This is a genomic window from Alloprevotella sp. Lung230, assembly GCF_014385435.1.
Lineage (GTDB): Bacteria > Bacteroidota > Bacteroidia > Bacteroidales > Bacteroidaceae > Alloprevotella.
In genome coordinates this window covers 11,992-33,013 of the sequence record NZ_JACSUD010000018.1, presented here as the reverse complement: position 1 = coordinate 33,013, position 21,022 = coordinate 11,992, and the positions used below count along the sequence as shown (strand labels likewise).

Annotated in this window: 13 protein-coding genes, 1 tRNA gene and 2 pseudogenes; 7 read left to right on the top strand and 9 right to left on the bottom strand. The window is 53.8% G+C overall.

Going from position 1 to position 21,022, the window contains the following annotated elements; all coding sequences use genetic code 11:
* The first annotated feature begins 148 nt into the window (after window positions 1–148).
* From H8527_RS08765 to H8527_RS08755, 3 genes are all read left to right on the top strand, one after another.
* Window positions 149–1,510 carry a dipeptidase gene (locus H8527_RS08765; RefSeq protein ID WP_187547450.1) on the top strand — a complete coding sequence of 454 codons (1,362 nt, stop codon included), beginning with the start codon at window positions 149–151 and terminating at the stop codon, window positions 1,508–1,510.
* A 99-nt stretch (window positions 1,511–1,609) separates the two neighbouring features.
* Window positions 1,610–6,223 carry a translocation/assembly module TamB domain-containing protein gene (locus H8527_RS08760; RefSeq protein WP_187547448.1) on the top strand — a complete coding sequence of 1,538 codons (4,614 nt, stop codon included), beginning with the start codon at window positions 1,610–1,612 and terminating at the stop codon, window positions 6,221–6,223.
* On the top strand, window positions 6,220–8,811 hold the full coding sequence (locus tag H8527_RS08755) for a BamA/TamA family outer membrane protein (RefSeq protein ID WP_187547446.1): 2,592 nt from the start codon (window positions 6,220–6,222) through the stop codon (window positions 8,809–8,811). The genes H8527_RS08760 and H8527_RS08755 overlap by 4 nt, the downstream gene beginning before the upstream one ends.
* 431 nt (window positions 8,812–9,242) lie before the next feature.
* Here the strand turns inward: H8527_RS08755 and H8527_RS09765 are convergent, their stop codons facing one another.
* The gene (locus H8527_RS09765) at window positions 9,243–9,437 is read right to left on the bottom strand and encodes a hypothetical protein (RefSeq protein ID WP_222935140.1); all 195 of its coding nucleotides are present in this window, start codon (window positions 9,435–9,437) and stop codon (window positions 9,243–9,245) included.
* A 138-nt stretch (window positions 9,438–9,575) separates the two neighbouring features.
* Between H8527_RS09765 and H8527_RS08750 the strand changes: the two genes are divergently transcribed.
* Window positions 9,576–10,706 carry an RES domain-containing protein gene (locus tag H8527_RS08750; protein WP_187547444.1) on the top strand — a complete coding sequence of 377 codons (1,131 nt, stop codon included), beginning with the start codon at window positions 9,576–9,578 and terminating at the stop codon, window positions 10,704–10,706.
* Window positions 10,707–11,064: 358 nt separating this feature from the next.
* Here H8527_RS08750 and H8527_RS09760 read toward each other — a convergent pair.
* The 5 genes and pseudogenes from H8527_RS09760 to H8527_RS08735 form a co-directional block, all read right to left on the bottom strand.
* Window positions 11,065–11,382, bottom strand: a pseudogene (locus tag H8527_RS09760) (IS1380 family transposase); the annotation flags it as partial.
* A 343-nt stretch (window positions 11,383–11,725) separates the two neighbouring features.
* A pseudogene (locus H8527_RS09935) lies at window positions 11,726–11,851 on the bottom strand (HXXEE domain-containing protein); the annotation flags it as partial.
* Between the two features lie 13 nt (window positions 11,852–11,864).
* A complete protein-coding gene (locus H8527_RS08745; RefSeq protein WP_187547442.1) occupies window positions 11,865–12,425 on the bottom strand; it encodes a flavin reductase in 561 nt (186 codons plus the stop codon).
* Between the two features lie 65 nt (window positions 12,426–12,490).
* Window positions 12,491–12,823, bottom strand: a complete 333-nt coding sequence (locus H8527_RS08740) for a TfoX/Sxy family protein (protein WP_187547440.1) — start codon at window positions 12,821–12,823, stop codon at window positions 12,491–12,493.
* Between the two features lie 45 nt (window positions 12,824–12,868).
* On the bottom strand, window positions 12,869–13,219 hold the full coding sequence (locus H8527_RS08735) for a VOC family protein (RefSeq protein ID WP_187547438.1): 351 nt from the start codon (window positions 13,217–13,219) through the stop codon (window positions 12,869–12,871).
* Between the two features lie 462 nt (window positions 13,220–13,681).
* Between H8527_RS08735 and H8527_RS08730 the strand changes: the two genes are divergently transcribed.
* Both H8527_RS08730 and H8527_RS08725 read left to right on the top strand, forming a co-directional pair.
* Window positions 13,682–14,470, top strand: a complete 789-nt coding sequence (locus H8527_RS08730) for a carboxymuconolactone decarboxylase family protein (protein ID WP_187547437.1) — start codon at window positions 13,682–13,684, stop codon at window positions 14,468–14,470.
* A 147-nt stretch (window positions 14,471–14,617) separates the two neighbouring features.
* Window positions 14,618–14,690 (top strand) — tRNA-Thr (locus tag H8527_RS08725).
* Window positions 14,691–14,821: 131 nt separating this feature from the next.
* On the opposite strand, the gene H8527_RS08720 is transcribed toward H8527_RS08725, so the two are convergent.
* The 3 genes from H8527_RS08720 to H8527_RS08710 form a co-directional block, all read right to left on the bottom strand.
* Entirely contained in the window at window positions 14,822–16,876 is a 2,055-nt protein-coding gene (locus tag H8527_RS08720; protein WP_187547435.1) for a DNA topoisomerase 3, read from the bottom strand.
* The gene (locus H8527_RS08715) at window positions 16,873–17,676 is read right to left on the bottom strand and encodes an ABC transporter ATP-binding protein (protein ID WP_222935139.1); all 804 of its coding nucleotides are present in this window, start codon (window positions 17,674–17,676) and stop codon (window positions 16,873–16,875) included. The genes H8527_RS08720 and H8527_RS08715 overlap by 4 nt, the downstream gene beginning before the upstream one ends.
* A gap of 249 nt (window positions 17,677–17,925) precedes the next feature.
* Window positions 17,926–18,786 (bottom strand): RNA polymerase sigma factor RpoD/SigA, encoded by an 861-nt coding sequence (locus tag H8527_RS08710; protein WP_187547433.1) that lies wholly within the window; start codon window positions 18,784–18,786, stop codon window positions 17,926–17,928.
* Between the two features lie 211 nt (window positions 18,787–18,997).
* Between H8527_RS08710 and H8527_RS08705 the strand changes: the two genes are divergently transcribed.
* Window positions 18,998–20,929 carry an HD domain-containing protein gene (locus tag H8527_RS08705; RefSeq protein WP_187547431.1) on the top strand — a complete coding sequence of 644 codons (1,932 nt, stop codon included), beginning with the start codon at window positions 18,998–19,000 and terminating at the stop codon, window positions 20,927–20,929.
* Window positions 20,930–21,022 lie beyond the last annotated feature (93 nt).

Below are 21,022 nucleotides of genomic sequence, written 5' to 3'. Positions count from 1 at the left end.
TCGCATCAGCCGACTTTCATTATATTTGCATTCATAGCGCTGGGTGCGAAGGAGTCCCCTTCCATATCCTTTTTACCCATACTCACAGCGGTGACAAGATGCTCTTGGAACTCCGCCCGATATAATCCCCTCAATCCCCCTCCCCACCATGCAAGACATTCAAAACTACATTGCCGAGAACGAACCCCGTTTTCTCGAAGAACTCTTTTCGCTCATCCGCATCCCCAGCATCAGTGCGCACCCTGAGCGCAAACCCGATATTGAGCGCTGTGCAGAGCGTTGGAAAGAGTTGCTCCTCGAAGCCGGTGCCGACACCGTCGAAGTGATGCCTTCCGATGGCAACCCTTTGGTTTATGGCGAAAAGCACGTGAGCGATGATGCCCCTACGGTGCTGGTGTATGCCCACTACGATGTGATGCCTGCCGAACCTTTAGAATTGTGGCACTCCAAGCCCTTCGAACCCGAAGTGCGGGAAGACCGGATTTGGGCGCGTGGGGCAGACGACGACAAAGGTCAGTCGTTCATTCAAGTCAAAGCTTTTGAATACCTCGTGCGCCACAACCTTTTGCGCCACAATGTGAAGTTTATTTTTGAGGGTGAGGAAGAAATCGGCAGCCCTTCGTTGGCCGCCTTCTTAGAGCGCCACCGCGACCTCCTCAAATGCGATGTCATTCTCGTCAGCGACACCTCGATGCTCGCTCCCGACCTCCCCTCGCTCACCACCGGTTTGCGCGGTTTGGCCTATTGGGAAATCGAAGTGACAGGCCCCAACCGCGACCTCCACTCCGGACACTTTGGCGGTGCCGTGGCCAATCCGGCGCTTGTGCTGTGTGAGATGTTGGCCAAAATCGTGGACGAACGCGGCCGCATCACCATTCCCCACTTCTACGACGATGTCGAAGAACTTTCTGCCGAAGAACGCGCGATGATAGCCGCCATTCCCTTTGATGAAGAGGCTTACAAGCGCTCTATCGATGTAGATGCCGTGCGCGGCGAAGAGGGCTATTCCACCATCGAACGCAACGCCTGCCGTCCCTCGTTCGACATCTGCGGCATCTGGAGCGGTTATCAAGGCGAAGGTTCTAAGACCGTGCTACCCTCCAAAGCCTATGCCAAAGTGAGCTGCCGCCTCGTGCCCCACCAGCAACACGAGAAAATTCAGCAGCTCTTCACCGACTACATCACCAAAATGGCACCCGATTGTGTGCGCGTCAAAGTGACACCGATGCACGGCGGCGAAGGCTATGTCTGCCCCATCACCCTCCCCGCCTACAAAGCCGCCGAAGAAGGCTTCATCCAAGCCTTTGGCAAGCGTCCCTTGGCGGTGCGTCGCGGAGGAAGCATTCCCATCATCAGCGACTTTGAACGTGTGTTGGGTGTCAAGACGGTGCTGATGGGCTTCGGCCTTGAGCGCAACGCCATCCATTCGCCCAACGAAAACTTCAGCCTCGACATCTTCCGCAAGGGCATTGCCGCCGTTGTGGGCTTCCACTTGAATTATCAAGGATAAATCTCCCTTTGTTTGCTCTCTTGTCGGCTTTTTCCGAGCCGGCAGGAGAGTCGTTCTGTTTCGGTGCAGACTCCCTGCACCTCACCTCCCTCTCTTCTCATGCACCTCAACCACAAATTTTTGAAAGGAGTGGGCATCGCCCTCCTTGTGCCGATTATCCTCGTCTTGCTGCTCGTTGTTGCCGTCTATCTTCCGCCCATCCAGCGATGGGCGGTGGACAAAGCGGCCGACACGATGGGCCAAAAGATGGGACTGACGGTGAGTGTGGGCAGCGTCCGCCTCACCCCCTTTCTCGACCTGCGCCTACAGAACGTGACCGCTCTCGACGAAGGGCAAGACACCGTGCTGCACACCACCGACCTGCTGCTCGATGTGGCCTTCGCCCCTCTTTTTGAAGGACGTGCCGACATCGAAGGCTTTCAGTTGCGCGGGGCGCGGATTGACACCAAAAGTTTTGTGCCTGATGCGCGCATCAGCGGACGTGTGGGCGAACTCTCAGCCGTGGCGCACGGTGTGGCGTGGAAACAAGAATTGGTACATCTCGACCGTGCCTTGTTGGCCGATGCCAACTTACAGATAACACTTTCCGACACGGCCAAAAAAGACACCACCTCCACGCCCAACAAATGGGTGATTGAGGTGGTGCAGGCTCGGTTGCGCAACACCGCGCTGCAACTCACGATGCCCGGCGACTCGATGCATGTGTCGGCCTCGCTGGCCGATGCGCTTCTGCAAGACGGACGTTTTGATTTGGGCAAACCCTATTACGCTTTTCGACAGCTGAAAATTCGTGAAGGGGCGGCCATGATGAATCAAGCACGTAGCCCTCTGCCTCAAGCCGCGCTTTTCGATTTGCGCCACCTGAATGTGGGCATCGACACCCTCAGCTACGACCAAGCGGGACGCTTACAACTCCACGTTTCACAACTGGCTTTTGAAGAACAACTGCGCCGGCTCTCCGTGGCGCATTTAGGTGGTCGCGTCTATCTCGACTCCGCACGCGTCAGTCTGCCTGCGCTTCGCCTGCGCACTCCGCAGTCGGAACTCAATGCCCAAGTCGAAATGGAATGGGCGGCTCTCAAACCCGAAGGTAAGGGTACGATGCATCTGCAACTGGAAGGTGCCGTTTCGCCCAACGATATTTTGGCAGCGGCACGGGGAAATATGAGTGCGCAGGAATGGCAGCAACTCTCCACGATGATGCACGACGGACTTCCCCAATCGCCCATCCGCCTGCAAGCCGAGGTGCAAGGCAATGTCGGCAATCTCGCCATCCGCCGCGCACAACTTCAACTGCCCGATATGTTGCAGTTTGAAGTCAATGGTTATCTGAAAAATCTCCTTCTCGACCGGCGCAGCGGCCATCTCAACTACGACCTCCGCACCCGCCATTTGCAACGTCTTGAACGCCTCCTGCCCCCCTCGGCACGGAGCAGCATACGCCTACCCGAAGGTTTGGAATGGGCAGGTGTGTTGGATTTCCAACGCAATGACTATCGCACGCAATTCCGCATCGACCTCGGTCGCGGAAGGCTCACCGGTCGCGCTGCCGTAGGGCTCGACAGCGAACGCTACGAGGCGATGCTCCAATTCACACGCCTCCCCCTCGGCCACTTCCTTAAAGGGCAACCGCTCTCGCCCTTCACCGGTCGTCTGAGTGCTTCCGGACGTGGGTTTACCATACCTGCCGTCCGCTCCAATCTCGTGGCGAAAGCTCACATTCAGCAGTTGCGCTACGACAAGTATCCTCTCGATGGCTTCCACCTCCAAGCGCGGATGCGGGGCACAGATGCCGTAGTCGATTTCGCGGCTCACAATCCTCTCCTCAAGGCATCGGGCAATGTGGTGGCCCACCTGGCGCGCGGCTACAATGCCGATGTCGATATCGCCGTCGAAGAGGCCGACTTGCACCGCTTGGCCGAAATCAAAGATACCCTCGCTGTGGGCCTCCACTTCAAAGGCCATCTGCAAAGTTCGGCCGACTTCAAGCGCTTCTTCACACAAGGGGAGTTCGGCAGCATCCGCCTGCTCACCCCCGACCAAAGTTTTCTCTTCAAGGACGTCGATTTCGCCTTCCGCACGGCTCCCGACACCACCACGGCCCAACTCTGCACCGGCGATCTCAATTTCCGATTTTCAGCAGCCGGCGACCTGCCCCGTCTCAGCCGACAGTCCGACCGTCTCGTGCACCTCGTCACGCAGCAAATCCGACACCGCGACATCGACCAGGAGGCGCTGAAACGGGTGCTCCCCGACCTTTCGCTCCGCCTCGATGCCGGCACCGACAACTTGCTGGCCGGCTTCCTCCGCTATCGCGGCTACGACCTCACCTCGCTCACCGCCCGACTCGAATCCAACGCCCGGACGGGGCTCAACGGACGCCTCGCGATGGGAAAAGTCAAAGCCGGCGCCCTGCTCCTCGACACCATCCACGTCGACCTCACCCACGACGCAGAGGGGGTGAAACTCCTCGGCGTGGTACACAACAACCAGCGCACCAATCCCAATCCCTTCAATGCACAAGTCAAGTCCTACCTCTTCGAACGCGGACTGGGTGTCGAACTCGTCTTTGCCGATGGCAAGGGCGATGTCGGACTCAATCTGGGTGCAAAGGTCGAACTTGCCGATGGAGGCTACAACATCCATCTCTACCCCGACACCCCCATCGTGGCCTACCGGAAGTTTGCCGTCAACAACGACAATTTCATCTTCCTCGGCGACAACCGACAAATTCGTGCCGACGTTCGCCTGCTGGCCGACGACGGCACCGGACTGCAAATCCACAGCGAGGGAAACGACGCTGCGAAAAACGACATTTCTGTGAGTATCAAGGACCTCAACCTGCACGAGCTCTCCAATGTACTCCCCTATCTGCCGCAACTCGGCGGACGCCTCAACGGCGACTTCCACCTCATCGACAATCACAAGACCATTTCGGCCATGGGCAATGTCGAAGCACGCGACTTTGCCTACGAAGGCACGCCCATCGGCAACTTGGGCGGCGAACTTGTCTACATGCCCAAATCCGACAGCGAGCACTATGCCGATGCCTTCATCCGCTTCAACGGTGAGGAGGTGGCCGAGGTGAGCGGCTCTTACTTCACCACCGGACAAGGGGCTTTTGAAGGAAAAGCACGTCTCAAGCATTTCCCCCTCAAACTCGTCAGCAGTTTCATGGCCGACACCGGTTTTGCCCTGCGCGGCACTGCCGAAGGGGAATTTACCCTCTCGGGCGCTCTCGATGCCCCCGTGATGAACGGCAGCCTCGATCTCGACAAGGCCCACCTTTACAGCAATGTCTACGGCATCGACTTTGAGATGGACGAACGCCCACTCGTGTTCTACAACTCCCGCCTCGTCTTTGAGGACTATCTCCTCAGTTCCAAAGGCGGAAATGCCCTCACCATCAACGGCGATGTCGACATGACTCGCTTGGAAGCCATCGGTCTCAACTTTGCGCTGGATGCCAAAAACTTTGCCCTCATCAATGCCAAGCGCAGCAGCGGTTCGCTCGTCTTTGGCAAGGTCTACAGCAACTTCACCGGCACCGTCAAGGGCACGCTCGATCGTATCGTGGTGCGCGGTGGGCTCGACATCCTCAGCAACACCGACGTCACCTACATTCTCACCAATTCACCCCTCACTGTCAAGGACGAACTGGCCGATTTGGTGACCTTCACCGATTTCAGCGACACCCTCGCCACTACTCCACCCGAAGAAAAAGCCACCTCGGCCATCGACATTCTGCTGGGCATCAACATCAAATCCGGTGCGCGCTTCTTGTGCAACCTCTCCCCGAATGGCGACAGCTACGTTGACTTGTCGGGCAACGGCAGACTGACCTTCCGCATGAACCAACAGGGCGAAATGCGCGTCACCGGGCGCCTCACGCTCGACGAGGGCAAGATGAACTACGAGCTTCCCGTCATTCCGCTGCGCACCTTCACCCTAGTCGGCGGCTCATACGTGGAATTCAAAGGAAACCCGATGAATCCCACCCTCAACATCACCGCCACCGACCACGTCAAAACCACCATCACCGAAAACGACCGACAGCGCACGGTCAACTTCATTGCAGGTGTAAAAATCACGCGCTCACTCGAAGACATGGGTCTCCAATTCACCATCGAAGCGCCCGACGACCTTTCCATTCAGAACCAACTCACCTCCATGAGCGAGGAAGACCGCGGCAAGGCGGCCGTAGCCCTGATGGCCACCGGCATGTACATCAACGACGACAACCTCTCCACCGGTGGTTTGAAAGCCTCCAACGCCCTCAATGCCTTCTTGCAGAGTGAAATCCAAAACATCGCCGGCAAGGCTCTTTCGACCATCGACCTCTCCTTCGGGATGGAAAACGGCACATCGGCTTCCGGTGCCTCTACGACCGACTACAACTTCCAGTTTTCCAAGCGCTTCATGAACAACCGCATGCGCCTCATCGTGGGCGGAAAGGTGTCCACCGGCAGCGACGCCACCACCAGCACCCAGTCCTTCATCGACAACATCGCCCTCGAATACCGCCTCGATGCCGGCAGCACACGCTACGTGCGTGTCTTCTACGACCGCGATGCGCAAGACCCGCTTGAAGGTTCGCTCATGAAGACCGGCGCCGGCATCGTGTTGCGCCGCAAGAGCGACCGCATCGGCGACCTCTTCCTCCTCCGTCGCAAAAAGAACAATTCTCCCAACGCTGCAACCTCTGCCCAATGAAAATCTCCCTTTCCTGTGTCCTCCTCATCGGTCTCGCCCTGACGCTGGCGGCCTGCTCCACCACCGAGCACCTGCCCGAAGGCGAACAGCTCTACACGGGCATCAAGCGCATCCACTACGAAACACCACGCACGCCCATCAAGAAGAAGACGGCCAAAGCCGTGACCGACAGTACCGGGGTCATCACAGCCATCGCCGATGCCGTTGAGACCATCGACCAAGCCATCAAAGGTGAAACACGCCCCGCACTCTCCCTTGCCGAACTCCAAGCCCGCGACCCGAAAACACTCACCAAGGCCGAACGTCGCTATCTCCGCACGCAGGAGAAGGCCGAGCGCCGCACCATGACGCAAGCCAAGACGGAGGTCGACGCCGTACTGGCTTATGCGCCCAATGGAGCGCTCTTCGGCTCTTCGTCCATCACTTCGCCGTGGAAGTTCGGCCTCTGGACCTACAATCGCTACGTCAACTCTCACACCATCTTTGGCCGCTGGATGTTTCGCACCTTTGCCGAAGCCCCGGTGCTCATCTCCAATGTCGCCCCGCAAACACGCACCAAGGTGGCCAACAACACCCTTCACAGTTTCGGCTATCTCAACAGCACGGTCAATTACGAAGTACTCTCACAGCGCAACCCCAAGAAGGCAAAAATCGCCTACACTCTTCGTCCCGGTCAGCTCTTCTACCTCGATTCCATCGAATACCGCGGTTTTGACTCCACGGCCGACAGCCTCCTCCGCGCCACACGCGCTGAACGCCTCCTCCGCCGCGGCGATGCCTTCAACACGCGCAATCTCGCCGGCGAACAGGCGCGCATCGAAACGCTCATGCGCAACAACGGTTACTATTACTACACCGCCGGCATCACCACCTTTGCTGCCGACACCACGGCGCATCCTGGATTTGTACAGCTCCGCGTTCAGCCTAATCCCACCCGCAAGGCCAACACGCGCCGCCCATGGTACATCGGCCGCACCTACATCAACATCCGCAACCTCGACAACGATCCGCTCGAAGGCACCATGGTTCACCACGACCTCAGTTTTGCCTACCCTGGGAAACGCTTCCCCATCTACCCCAGTCTTTGGCGACGCGCCATCGCCCACTTCCAAGGCGACCGCTACAGCCTGGCCGACCAAAAAGCCACCTTCGAGCGCCTCTATGCCATGGGCATCTTCTCCAGCATGGACATCGACTATGTGCCGAGCGACACGTCTGCAACCTGCGACACCCTCAATCTCCACATCAATGCCGTCTTAGCACGCTCCTACGATTCCTCTTTTGAGATGAATGCCACGCTCAAGAGCAACCAGCAGGTCGGCCCCGGTGTCAGCTACGAACTTTCCAAACTCAATGCTTTCCGCGCCGGCGAGACCATATCGGGAAAACTCTTCGGCAGCTATGAGTGGCAGCTCGGCAACGGTCGCAACGGCGGCAACTCCCTGCTCAACAGTTTTGAGTTGGGCACGAAGTTCAACCTGAAATATCCGCGTCTGCTGCTCCCTTGGGACACCAGCCGATGGCGCGAACGACAACGGCAGAAGTGGCGTCGGGAGTATGAAAAAGCCCGTCTTCTGAATCCGACAATTCAACCCTTCCGGTTTGGCAACACCCACCCCATTGTAGGAAGCACCACTTTCTCTCTCAATGCCGATTGGCGCAACCGTTCGGGCTTCTTCCAAATCATTTCCACAGGAGCCGATGTAGTCTACAAGTGGAGTCGACATCCGCAGTTGCAGCACGAACTCTCGGTGTTCTCTATCGAATACAACCGGCTGGTGAACACCACCTTTGCCTTCGACTCCATCACCAATGCCAACCCCGCCCTCTACGTGTCGATGCGCAACCAGTTCGTCCCCTCCGTCGGCTACACCTTGACCTATCGCTCTCCGGCGGCCGACCCTCATCCCCTGCTCGTGCAGGCGAGTGTCAAGGAAGCGGGCAACCTCCTCGCCGGCGTTTATGCCCTCGCCGGCCGCCCTTGGTCTGAGGCCGACAAGCACCTCCTCGGATCTCCCTTTGCCCAGTTTGTCAAAGCCACCCTTGAAGCCCGCTACACGCGTCGCCTCAGTTCGCGCTTCCAGCTCGCCACCCGCTTCTTTGCCGGTGCCGTCTATAGTTACGGCAATAGTAGTCGTGCGCCCTATGGCGAACAGTTCTACGTCGGCGGTGCCAATTCCGTCCGGGCCTTCTCTGCCCGCACCGTAGGCCCCGGCGGCTACTATGCCCCACGCTCGCGCTACTCCTACATCGACCAGACGGGCGATCTCAAACTCGAAGCCAACGCCGAACTTCGTGCCCGCCTCTTCGGTTCGCTCCACGGTGCTGTCTTCCTCGATGCGGGCAACGTGTGGCTCATGAAACCCGACCCCATGCGCCCCGATGGCGAAATCTCACTCAGCAACTTGAAGCGCGTGGCCGTGGGTACCGGTGCCGGGCTGCGTTACGATCTCCAATATCTCGTGGTGCGCTTCGATGTCGGTGTCGGATTGCACACCCCCTACGACACCTCAAAAGATGGGTTCTTCAACATTCTCTATGGAAAGGACCGCTTTGCCTTCCACTTTGCCATCGGCTACCCCTTCTGATCTCCTCTGCCGCGCCTCTCGCGCGTGCGTATACACTACATATAGTGCTTGCAAATTGCCTTCACTCCTTCACCGATAGGGGAGAGAACCTGAAAATCAAGAACATAGGGGTGAAGGCAAAGGTGAAAGCAAAGGACAGAAATGATGGCGAGGGTGAAGGCAGTGAAGGCAAAAAACAACACTATTATAGTGTATGCGCGTACGCACACGCGCGCGAGGAAGAAAGGAAGAAAGGGAGAAAGGAAGAAAAGAAGGAGGTCCGCATCTCATTCTCGTTCCCTCCCTCTCAACCGGCTCACGCTCAACTACGAAGGAGGCGCATTCCACGATTTCCCACTGCATCTCATCTACCTCAGAGGTAGTTTTTTCTTCCTCTGAGGTAAATCAAATTATCTCTGAGGTAAATCAAACGACCTCGGAAGTAAGTTGTTTCAAGATGATGCGGCACACATTGGGCGGATGCCTGCCGCGCTTCTCGTGGTGAGATAGACGTCCGCAAAAGGGTGAAATTTCAAAATCGAAATTTCGGTAGGTTTTTCAAAACCCAACTTTGAGAAAACGTTCATAATGTGATAAATTCCATCGAAAGAAGTGATATTTTCGTTTTTAATTGCTATCTTTGTCATGTCAGATTTTTGCTTACTTGTTATGTTTGCAGCACCAAGATAGGTGAAATTTCTGACATATCCAAGTGTTTTGAGAACTTTGTTTCTCAGGCACTTGGAGTTCTCACAAGAATTTATGCTGCGGAATTAAGGAAAGACATGACACATCAAGAACTCTACCAAGAATTGCTAAATCCTAAATCTGATTTAGTATACCCTTTTAAATATGATAATGAAAGTAAGGACTATTTTGATTATTGGAGTAGTTTAGTTGAGAAGTATAAAAAAAAGATTGATGATCTTAGTGATGAAAGTCTAAAGACTCTGAATAAGGCATTTGAAAAAGCATTAGTAGGGTATGAGGAATATATGCCAACGAAAAGGCATAATTTTAAAGCAGATTTTGATAAGATTTACAGTACAATACAAAGAGCATTAAAATCATGCTATATGAATTACTATGAAGATGCATATGAATTATTGCGTGCTTTCTTTGTAAGTGATGATTTTTTTTATTTGAAGATGCTTCCAAGAACAATTATTGAGAAGTATAATGTCTTTTCTAGAATACGACTAGATTTTAAGCCAAGCGAGGGTAAAGGACAAGATGGTGACTTATTCCATCTCCCACTTCAGTTACGTCACAAAGTAGCTTCCACTAGGTATGGCTTCTTAGGCTATCCTGTCTTCTATCTTGCTGGAAGTTTAGAAACTGCTTGGTACGAAATGAACTGCCCTGATATCAACTCCTTTTCTTATGCAAAATTTAAAACTACAAAGGCATTAAGCTTTTTAGATTTAGGTTACCCTATCGATAAGAATCCAGCAGACTGGGAGTATTATAGCTTTTTAGTTTTCTACCCTTTAATAATGGGATGTCTAATATCTGTAAAACATCCACAAGACCCTTTTAAACCCGAATATGTGCTACCGCAGCTTATGACGAAAATTATCAGAGAAATGCCTCAAGAGGGTAGTCCAGAAAACGGTGAACCTTCAACGAATAAGGGGTTTGCGGGCATTGTGTATATGTCTACAAAAAGCCCACACATAGATAACTTACATGATCTGTCATTACGCAATTTTGCTCTATTTCCTCGAAATACAATATGTCGCGAAGGCTATGATAGCAGATACCTATCTCCTATGTTCAAAATGACAGATATAAAAACTTTTTCTCATTCGAGTGAAAGTCTTTCAGAAGAAGATTCGTTGGAAGTTATAAAAGAGATTGACAACGATTCGTCGAAAGACGAATTTCACTCTATTAATGTTACATTGATACAATAAGGGCTTGCTTTTCTTTGTATATATATAAAATACTGATAGTGAAAGAAAATAAAGAAATAAGCCTTACCCTCTAATCCCTCTCCGAGTGAAGAGGGGCGTAATCGCCGAGGTATCCCAATGGTTCTAAAATCGTTAATTTAATTAAGATAGAAAGAGATAGGTGAAAGTTTTTATATAAATGTAGTAATACCTCAATTCCGCAGCATTATTCCTTGTGAGGTACTTTTATATATTGAAGTGACATTTTTGGGATTTATCCATTGATATGGGGATTTTCTGGGGTTCTTGGTTCTTGCATATTCATGAAATCCCCCACCCAAACCAATGGGGAAGTATGAAAAGCCACAAAAAATGATGTTTATTCAATGAAGATCTCAGAGTAGTAGGTTTTATTTGTATATAGGTTTAGAACGTTCTGTCTTCCCGTTCGCACCCATTTTGCTGGCACGCTGACAAAATGTAGGATAAAGGCTTTCAGCCTGCTTGTCTTTTTCAACGGCTTGACCTTTTCGCTAATATGACGGACGAGATAGAGATAGAAGTTCTTCAGCATGGCGGTAACCATCATGAAAACTATGTTCTCAGCCATAAAGGAAAAGGGCAGATGCGACCATCCGAAGTCATTGTTCTGTATGTCGAAGTTCTTTTCGCTTACTCCACGCTCATTATAAAACGTCCATAATGTGATAAATTCCACCGAAAGAAGTGATATTCTCGTTTTTAATTGCTACCTTTGTTATGTCAAATTTTTGCTTACTTGTTATGTTTGCAGCACCAAGATAGGTGAAATTTCTGACATATCCAAGTGTTTTGAGAACTTTGTTTCTCAGGCACTTGGAGTTCTCACAAGAACTTATGCTGCGGAATTAAGGTATCCATTAAAATTCATACCTCCGTAAACGGATTAAACGTTTAATACAAAAAAGACGAAAGAAGATATTCGAGAAGTGTCGGTGCCTTTGTCGTTGGTCGTACCATAATTCTTTTACGTTTTAGAACTTTGGGGTAGTCTTTTTCTTCTTTGGTTTCGGCTCCGGCAGTTCCTCTCTGTTGCCGTTCAGCCAACGCCTGAATATGATTGTTTCCTCGTATTCATGAATCATGAACACAATGGGAAGCAGCATGGGTAGTTCAATATCTCTCATCATCATTTCAGTATTAAAAGAAGCTGCCCGCCTGTTCGGTGTCTGTTGTCATTCGCCGATAGACACGCCCCCTGCTGTCAGCCTCGAAAAGGGGAACGTCCAGTTTTCCGTATTCAAAGCCATTGTCTGTTAGCAGACTCTCTTCACACAAATATCCTTTTATACGACCGAACACATGTTTGACACCATCAAACGTAACTATTCGCTCTGTGATAGGCTCGCATTCTATCACGAACGAGGCTCCGTTAATCAGTGGGGCATTCACCGTCAGGCTTTTACCGAACGTGAGTCCGGTACCTTCCGTTTTGTCTGCCTTCCGATTGTTAGAGACCATCCCTGCACGTTCTATGGCGTGTAAATATGCAGTTGGCAAAAAGTTGATGCAATACCCTTTGATAGTCTCTATTCTCTGTGCCAAATACGAACCGGCGTGCATACCCATGACAAAAGTATCGCCCAGACTGTAAGACGAAGACAGTGTGGAGAGCTTAACACTACCGTCCTCGCCGTAATAAGATACGATGAAGACTGGATAGCAAGGATAAAACTTTTTAGACTTTAACTTGACTTTCATGTTTTGTGTATTTTACGTCTGTATATTTACTAATTGTGCCATAACCTCCATAATTCTTTTACGTTTTAGAACTTTGGGGTAGTCTTTTTCTTCTTGGGTTTCTCCGGCAGTTCCTCATAGGTTGCCCGGGCGAGCGAGGAGAGATACTGCCGGTCGTCTACATCGGCGATGTAGAAATAGTTTTTCGCCCCATCGTACGGTGGTCGGAGCTCTTCGCTCCGAAGCAGTTTGCGCCCTGCCTCTGTCGGTTTCAGATAGAGACGGTCGTCGCAGATAAGTCCGAAAATCTTGCCGTTGCAATAGATGCCATAGTCGCCGAACATCTTCCTGACAGTTATTTCACCGGCTTCGGAGCATTGGTCGGCGATATACTGTACAAAATCTTGATTACATGCCATTTTTGAGAGTCTTTTATTATATACTATTTTGTATCGAGGCAATATTTATTCTGCCTTATAATCGGTTATACCCAATCTGTTTCCCGACGGGTCGTCGAACTCCGCAGCCCACCCCGTCTTTATACGGAACGGTTCCGAAAGAAACTTTACGCCGCAGTCTTTCAGCTTCAGGTAAATCTCCCTTACGTCTTCCACCTCCAACCAAACGGCAGGCTTGGCATCGGGAAACTTTTTAAGGTCTTTAAGGATAATGGCAGGTTCGTCGTCCCCCACCCGGTAGGCAATCATGCCCATCTGCGAAAAGTCGAACTTCATTTCGAGCATTAGCACCTCACCATAAAACCGCCGTGCTTCCTCCATATCCCTGACGGTAACGAAATAATTGTCTGTCTTCATACGCTCATCATTTTGGGTTTCTATTCGCAAAGATATAGAATTTTCTTGGAAAGCAAATACTCTTCCGACAGTAATTCCATGTAAATCCTCAATTCCGCAGCATTATTCCTTGTGAGATACTTTTATATATTGAAGTGACATTTTTGGGATTTATCCATTGATATGGGGATTTTCTGGGGTTCTTGGTTCTTGCATAGACATGAAATCTCCCACCCAAACCAATGGGGAAGTATGAAAAGCCACAAAGAAATGATGTAAATTCCACCGAGAGAAGTGATATTCTCGTTTTTAATTGCTACCTTTGTCATGTCTGATTTTTGCTTACTTGTTCTGTTTGCAGCACCAAGATAGGTGAAATTTCTGGTATATCCAAGTGTTTTGAGGACTTTGTTTCTCTCAGGCACTTGGAGTTATCACAAGAATTTATGCTGCGGAATTAAGGGAATAATAATTGGGGCTCTCATGGCAACTGCTGTGATGGGCATTCAAGCACAAAAGAATATGGAAAGGAAAGAAATCAAGCAGACCGCAGGACGTACCGCCCTCGGAGAGTTCGCACCGGAATTTGCTCATCTCAACGATGACATTCTTTTCGGTGAAGTGTGGAACCGTCAGGAAGAGATGAGCCTGCATGACCGCTCGCTTACCACAATTCTCTCACTCGTGGCGCAAGGCATCACCGACTCATCGCTCAAATATCACCTGAACACTGCCAAAGCCAATGGCGTGACCCGACAGGAATTTTCGGAGATGATCACTCACGCCGCTTTCTATGTAGGCTGGCCTAAGGCATGGGCGGTGTTCAACATGGCCAAGGAGGTGTGGACTTCAGACATACAGACCAAAGAAGAATTTCAGGCAAGCACACCCTATCCCATTGGCGAGCCTAACACGGGCTATGCCAAATACTTCATAGGGCTGAGTTATCTCGCTCCGATGGAGGCTGACAAGGGGGGCGTGGTAAATGTAACGTTTGAACCCCGTTGCCGCAACAACTGGCACATTCATCACAAAGCCGTTCAGGTGCTCATCTGCGTTGCCGGCCGTGGCTGGTACCAAGAGTGGGGCAAGGCGGCTGTGGAGCTTCGCCCCGGTGTTGTCATCGCCATCCCCGAGGGCGTGAAACACTGGCACGGAGCCGCCAGAGACAGTTGGATGCAGCACCTGACTTACAATACTCACGTTGAGGATGGCTCATCGAACGAATGGTTGGAATCTGTGACTGATGACATCTACGACAAACTCAAATAAGGCATTGCTTTTCCTATAACCCCAATTCGGGACGTACTTTTTGCTCCGCAGCGTGCATTTTCTCTCCGAAAATTTGGTCATTTGCCCAAAACTCTCTATCTTTGCACCGCTTTTAGGGCAAAAATCTTTTTTTGTTCGACAATGGCTGCCGAAATAGCTCAGTTGGTAGAGCGACGCATTCGTAATGCGTAGGTCACGAGTTCGAGTCTCGTTTTCGGCTCTCAGACTTCAAGATACTTCCTCATTCTTGAAGTCTTTTTATTTTTCCTCGATACAAAAACCCAAAAACAAATCCCCTCGGCGTCCGAACTTCGGAGACCGAGGGGAGCTTTGTATGGAAGCGCGTTCGCTTCATTTTTTGAAGGGCTTGCGCCAAGTGCAACCTTCGCGCCAGCGGGAGCAACCGTAGGCGGTGTGACCCTTGATGACCTTGCCCTCGCCGCACTCCGGGCATTTGCTTCCCTCGCGCACCACCTTGCGCTTGGGCTTGGCGGGGGCATCGGGGGACGTGTTTGGGATATTGGGCGCTTCGAGGTTGGTCGCAGCGATGCGGCGGTTGGAATTGTCGGCCAGCACCTGCTGCACAATGTCGGCTACCATCTGCTTGAGTTCATCGACAAACTGCCGAGCGGAATACTCGTGGCGTTCGATTTTTCGGAGTTTGTTTTCCCAAATGCCGGTGAGTTCGGCACTTTTCAGGAGTTCTTCTTTGATGAGGCCGATGAGCTCTACGCCGGTGGGGGTGGCTTCCAGACTTTTGCGTTGCTGGCGGATGTAGCCGCGGCGGTAGAGTGTCTGGATGATGGCGGCGCGGGTGGAGGGACGGCCGATGCCGTTTTCTTTCAGCACATCGCGCAAGGCTTCATCATCGACGTTGCGCCCGGCCGTCTCCATGGCGCGAAGCAGTGTGGCTTCGGTGTAAGGCTTGGGCGGGGTGGTCTCCTTTTGGGTCAAGGTCGGGGTGTGTTCGCCCGTTTCACCCTTCCGAAATTCGGGGAGGGTGCGCTCTTCCTCGGCGCGTGTCGCCTGGGCGTCGTCATCGGGTTTGTCCTTTTGGAAGACAGCGCGCCAGCCGGGATCGAGGATGAGTTTGCCGGTGGCGCGAAAGGGGATGTCGGCCGCCGTCCCATCGACAGTGGTAGTGGCAAAGCGGCAGTCGGGATAGAACACGGCGATGAAACGGCGCGCCACGAGGTCGTAGACATTGCGCTGGAGGTCGGTGAGCGCACGAGGGGCAACGCCGGTGGGGATGATGGCGTGGTGGTCGGTCACCTTGGAGGAGTCGAACACTTTTTTCGATTTCTTCAACTGCGCGCCGCGGAGCGGTTGGAGGAGTTCGCCGTAGGTGTCGGCAATGCCGTTGAGGATGGCTTTGCACTTGGGATAGACATCGTCGGGCAGGAAGGTGGTGTCGACGCGGGGGTAGGTGGTGAGTTTGTTTTCGTAGAGTTGCTGGATGATTTGCAGGGTTTGTTCAGCCCCATAACCATACTTTTTGTTGCACTCCACTTGGAGAGAGGTAAGGTCGAAAAGACGCGGGGGCGCCTCCGAACCTTTCTTTTTCGTCACCTCGGTCACGGTGAAAGGTGTCCCTTCGATGGCTTGCAGAGCGGCCTGCGCTTCCTCGCGGTTGGTGAACCCTCGTTTGGCAGCGCCTTTCTGGGGCGTCCCCTCCTCATCGTCGCCCTCCATGCGTGCCGTGAAGGTGGTGTCTCGATAGATGGTGGAGAGCACCCAATAGGGTTCGGGGCGGAAGTTTTGGATTTCGAGTTGGCGATGGACGATGAGGGCCAGCGTGGGGGTCTGCACGCGGCCGATGGAGAGGGGTTGTGCGCCCTTGCGTCGGTTGTTGTCGCCAAACTTCAAGGTGTAGAGGCGCGTGGCGTTCATGCCCAGCAACCAGTCGCCGATGGCACGGCACAGCCCGGCCTCGTAGAGCCCTTGATAGTCGGCCTGCGGACGGAGGCGGGCGAAGCCCTCACGGATGGCCTCTTCCGTCATCGAAGAAATCCAAAGGCGTTCGACGGGGCATTGGGCCTGCGTCTTCTGGAGCACCCATCGCTGGATGAGTTCGCCCTCCTGGCCGGCATCACCGCAGTTGACGATGCGGTCGGCCGCGAGGAAGAGTTTTTCGATGACGCCAAACTGCTCCTCCACTCCCTCTTTGAGACGGATGCCGAAGCGGGTAGGCACCATGGGGAGCGCTCCGAGCGACCAGGTTTTCCAGTAGGGCGTGTATTCTTCAGGGTTCTTGAGTTCGCAAAGGTGTCCGAAGGTCCACGTCACTTGGTAGCCGTTGCCTTCGTAATAGCCGGCATTGCGCCCCACACGGACGTGGCGGTCGGCCCCGATGATTTTGGCAATATCGGCGGCAACGGAAGGTTTTTCGGCAATGCAAACTATCATAAGTCAGAGGATGAAGGATGAACGAATGGGGAGGCTTCGGGCAAGGGAGCGCGCTCAAATCGGAGCGTTTCGACATCGAAGGTGAGGGCATCTGAGGTGAAAGTACGCCCCAAAATGCCGGCATCGGCAAGGGCTTTTGGTGTCCCTTCGTAGAGTCGGCGGTCGTGGAGCAACCAAAGGCGGTCGGCCAGTTGGAAGGTGATTTCGAGGTCGTGGGTGGAGAGCAGGATGGTCTTCTGTTGCTCCCGGGCGATGCGGCTCAGAAGGCTGAGGGTTTCGACCTTGGCCGGGAAGTCCAGGAAAGCCGTGGGCTCATCGAGCAGGATGAGGGGCGTGGCTTGCGCCAAAGCCCGCGCAATCATGGCACGCTGCCGCTCGCCATCGCTCAGGGTGGTAAGTGGGCGGTCGGCAAAGGAAAGCACACCGCATTCGGCCATGGCAGCTTCCACCACTGCATGGTCGACCGAGCAGAAGCCACCGAGCCACGAGGTGTGCGGTCGCCTCCCCAACGCCACGAGTTGGGTCACGGTGAGGAGAGGAGGCGGGGTGCGGTCGGTGAGGACGAGGGCAAACTCCCGTGCCCGTTGCTGCGAAGAGAGTTGCGCCACCACGCGTTGTCCTACCCGCACTTCGCCGCTCAGCGGTTCGTGCAGTCCGGCCAAGGTGCGCAGCAGGGTGCTTTTCCCACAGCCGTTGCGCCCCACCAAGGCGGTGAGTGTCCCCACGGGGAGTGTGGCGGTGAGGGGAGCGGTGAGGGCGGTCGTGCCGTGCCCGATGGTCAGTTGTTGAAGTTGCAGCATGGTGATGCAAAGTTAGCATTTTTTTGTGGGTCGGGCTTTCCAGTCGAGCTTTTTTCTCATCTCCGCGCTCTTTTGTGGGGTTCGCGCAGTCGTTTGGGGCTGCAGGCCATTTCCCCTGTCTTCCCCTTATACGTCCTTGCCCCACAAAAAAAACGATGCACCGACTTCCGCCGGGGAAATCGGTGCATCGTTCGCATATTTGTCAGTAGGTGCTGCCGGCCGAACTTGTGGCGACAACACGAAAGGGGGCTATCCGAGATACTTGATGAGGATGGAAACATTGGCTTCTTCGCGCAAGCGGCGGAGGGCACGTTCTTTGATTTGGCGCACACGCTCGCGGGTGAGTCCGAGGGAAGTGGCCACTTCTTCGGCCGTCATCTCAGCGCGGCCGATGCCGAAGAGCATTTTCAGCACCAAGCGCTCGCGATCGGTGAGCACTTGCAGGGCGGTGTCGATGTCGGTGGAGAGAGATTCGCGCTCCATGCTGCTGTCGGTGCCGGGTGCGCCATCGTCGGTCATGATGTCAATCATCGTGTTGCTCTCATCGTCCTGAAAAGGTGCATCGACACTCACCTTCTTACCACCGGCATTCAGGCTGTCCTTGATGCGGTCGAGGTCGGTGTCGAGCAGGTCGGCCAACTCCTCGGCGGAAGGACGGCGCTGATACTGCTGCTCAAACTCGGTGCTTGCACGGCTGATTTTCGCCTGCAAACCCACTTGGTTGAGGGGCATGCGCACGATGCGGCTCTGTTCGCTGATGGCTTGCAGGATGCTCTGACGAATCCACCAAACGGCGTAGGAGATGAACTTAAAGCCGCGGGTCTCGTCGAACTTCTGTGCGGCTTTCATCAAGCCGATGTTGCCCTCGTCGATGAGGTCGTTGAGCGACATGCCTTGGTTCTGATACTGCTTCGCCACCGACACCACAAAGCGCAAGTTGGCTTGCACCAAGCGTTTGAGTGCCTCTTCGTCGCCATGGCGGATGCGCTGTGCCAGTTCCACCTCTTCGTCCATGGAGAGGAGTTCCAGACGGCCAATCTCGGTGAGATATTTGTCAATCGCTGCATCACCACGATTGGTAATGCCTTGTGAGATTTTTAGTTGTCGCATACTGATGATTTTTACATTAGGGCACAATAAGCCAATAGACGTGCGAAGATACGAATTTCAGGGAGAAATCCCAAATTTTCTACCTCAAAACACCGAAAATCGTTTTTCTTTTGCACATTTTGCAGCATCGGCTTGCAGATTTGAGCATTTTTAGATAAATTTGAAGGCACATTCTGTCTTCAAGCTTTCTCACTTTTTCATTCCCACCTCGATGAACGACCCTCTTCTTCCTTTTCGCACTTCTGTCCGGCAAATGCTCGACCGACTTTCGGAACGCCTTCCACAGGCCGACTTGGAGCGAATAGAGCAAGCGTTTGAGTTTGCCGCACAAGCTCATGCCGACCAACATCGCAAGACGGGCGAACCCTACATCATGCACCCGGTGGCGGTGGCACGCATCGTGGCCGAAGAGTTCGGCATGGACACCAGTTCTATCATCGCGGCCTTTCTCCACGATGTGGTGGAAGACACGCCCTGCACCAACGACGACATCTGCGCCCGCTTCGGCACGGAAGTGGCTTTTCTCGTGCGGGTGGTCACCAAGCCCAAAGGCAAAGACTGCGGACTGCCCGATTGCAACAAGCAGGAGAACAACTTTCGGCAACTGCTCTACTCCATGCGCCACGACATCCGCGCTGTGCTCATCAAACTGGCCGACCGTCTCCACAACATGCGCACACTGGGCAGTATGCTCCCCGTTAAGCAGATGAAGATTGGAGGCGAAACGGACTTCTTCTATGCGCCTTTTGCCAATCGCCTCGGACTGAACAACCTGCGGCGCGAACTCGAAAACTTGTCGTTCAAATTTCGCTGTTCCGACCGCTACGACCGCTTACAGGCCCTCCTCGATGCCGACATTGCTGCCAACGCTCCACGCCTCGAAGCTTTCACCACCCGCATCCGCGCCATCCTCGCCCACCACGGGCTGGACGTCCGCACCGAAGTGCGCTACCGCCGCCCTTACAGCATCGACCAGCGCATGCGCAAGTCGGGACGCGACTTTGCCCACGTGGAGCACCGCTACATCATTCGCATCATCTACGACCGCACCCGACTCAGCCCCTCCGACAAAAACCGCAACGACAAAGCCATCTGTCTGCGCATCTACGGCGCACTCACCAACCACTTCAAGGAGAAGACGGGCAGTCTGCTCAACTACGTCGACAACCCCAAAGAAAACGGCTACCGGTCGCTCCACATCCAACTCCTCGGTGAGGGTGGCGCATGGGAAGAAGTGCACATCTCTTCAGAAGAAATGGTGAAGCACACCCGCCTGGGACTCATCCTCGATCGCATCGGCGAAAAGGGAGCGAGCGACACCACCCAGGGCGCCAACAGCCTCTTAGGCAAAGATGACCGCCGCTGGATTGACAAGTTTTGCGACCTCCTTGAGGAACTGGCTGAAAACGAGGGCAATGTCCACTTCATGGAGGAGGTTTCAGCCTCCCTTTACAGCGAAGACATCACCATCTACGATGAGCACGGCACGGCCTACAAACTGCCGCAGCAGGCCACCGCACTCGACTTTGCCTTTGAGCGCGGCGAAGGGGAGCACGCCCAATATGCGCGCATCGACGGGCGATTGTCGTCGCTGCAAACCGAGCTCACCCACGGGGCATGCGTGGAAATCTGCACCCATCCCGAAGCTCATCCCCTCCCCCACTGGGTCGACAGCGTGCGTACCTACAAGGCCAAGTGCTACCTCCGCACCTATGCTGCCGAACTCCGCAGCCGGCAGACCAACCGCTGCCCGCATTGTGCCCCGCTGCCGGGACAAGAGGTCATCGGATTTGTCGACGACGCCGGCCACACTACCCTCCACCGCCGCGACTGCCCACTAGCCATCAGTCTTTCGGCCCAACGCGGCGACTCCATTGTCGATGTCGACTTTCTGCCGCAAGCCACGACCACCTATCCCGTCAAAACGCGCATTCGCGCCATCGACCGCTTCCACCTCGTCAGCGACATCGTCGACTGCATCACCAAAGGGCTTCACCTCTCGATGCACTACCTCCACACCGAGGTGGCCGACAACATTGTCGAATGCACCGTCCACTATGCCGTCCACTCTGTCGAAGAACTGCGCACCGCCGTTCGCTCCCTCGGCCGCATTGAGGGCGTCGATGAGGTGTACAAACTTTGAGCGAACACTAAAATCTCTCGACAATACCCTCTCTCCCCTCCTCGAAGCATCACTCCTCTTTACTCTACACTCTACAAAAAATCCCCTCTTTCA

What these genes read in the sequence shown, in the direction of transcription:
- H8527_RS08765 (WP_187547450.1), top strand. Translation starts at nt 149, where the DNA reads ATGCAAGACATTCAAAACTACATTGCCGAGAACGAACCCCGTTTTCTC.
- H8527_RS08760 (WP_187547448.1), top strand. Translation starts at nt 1,610, where the DNA reads ATGCACCTCAACCACAAATTTTTGAAAGGAGTGGGCATCGCCCTCCTT.
- H8527_RS08755 (WP_187547446.1), top strand. Translation starts at nt 6,220, where the DNA reads ATGAAAATCTCCCTTTCCTGTGTCCTCCTCATCGGTCTCGCCCTGACG.
- H8527_RS09765 (WP_222935140.1), bottom strand. Translation starts at nt 9,437, where the DNA reads ATGACAAAGATAGCAATTAAAAACGAAAATATCACTTCTTTCGATGGA.
- H8527_RS08750 (WP_187547444.1), top strand. Translation starts at nt 9,576, where the DNA reads ATGACACATCAAGAACTCTACCAAGAATTGCTAAATCCTAAATCTGAT.
- H8527_RS08745 (WP_187547442.1), bottom strand. Translation starts at nt 12,425, where the DNA reads ATGAAAGTCAAGTTAAAGTCTAAAAAGTTTTATCCTTGCTATCCAGTC.
- H8527_RS08740 (WP_187547440.1), bottom strand. Translation starts at nt 12,823, where the DNA reads ATGGCATGTAATCAAGATTTTGTACAGTATATCGCCGACCAATGCTCC.
- H8527_RS08735 (WP_187547438.1), bottom strand. Translation starts at nt 13,219, where the DNA reads ATGAAGACAGACAATTATTTCGTTACCGTCAGGGATATGGAGGAAGCA.
- H8527_RS08730 (WP_187547437.1), top strand. Translation starts at nt 13,682, where the DNA reads ATGGCAACTGCTGTGATGGGCATTCAAGCACAAAAGAATATGGAAAGG.
- H8527_RS08720 (WP_187547435.1), bottom strand. Translation starts at nt 16,876, where the DNA reads ATGATAGTTTGCATTGCCGAAAAACCTTCCGTTGCCGCCGATATTGCC.
- H8527_RS08715 (WP_222935139.1), bottom strand. Translation starts at nt 17,676, where the DNA reads ATGCTGCAACTTCAACAACTGACCATCGGGCACGGCACGACCGCCCTC.
- H8527_RS08710 (WP_187547433.1), bottom strand. Translation starts at nt 18,786, where the DNA reads ATGCGACAACTAAAAATCTCACAAGGCATTACCAATCGTGGTGATGCA.
- H8527_RS08705 (WP_187547431.1), top strand. Translation starts at nt 18,998, where the DNA reads ATGAACGACCCTCTTCTTCCTTTTCGCACTTCTGTCCGGCAAATGCTC.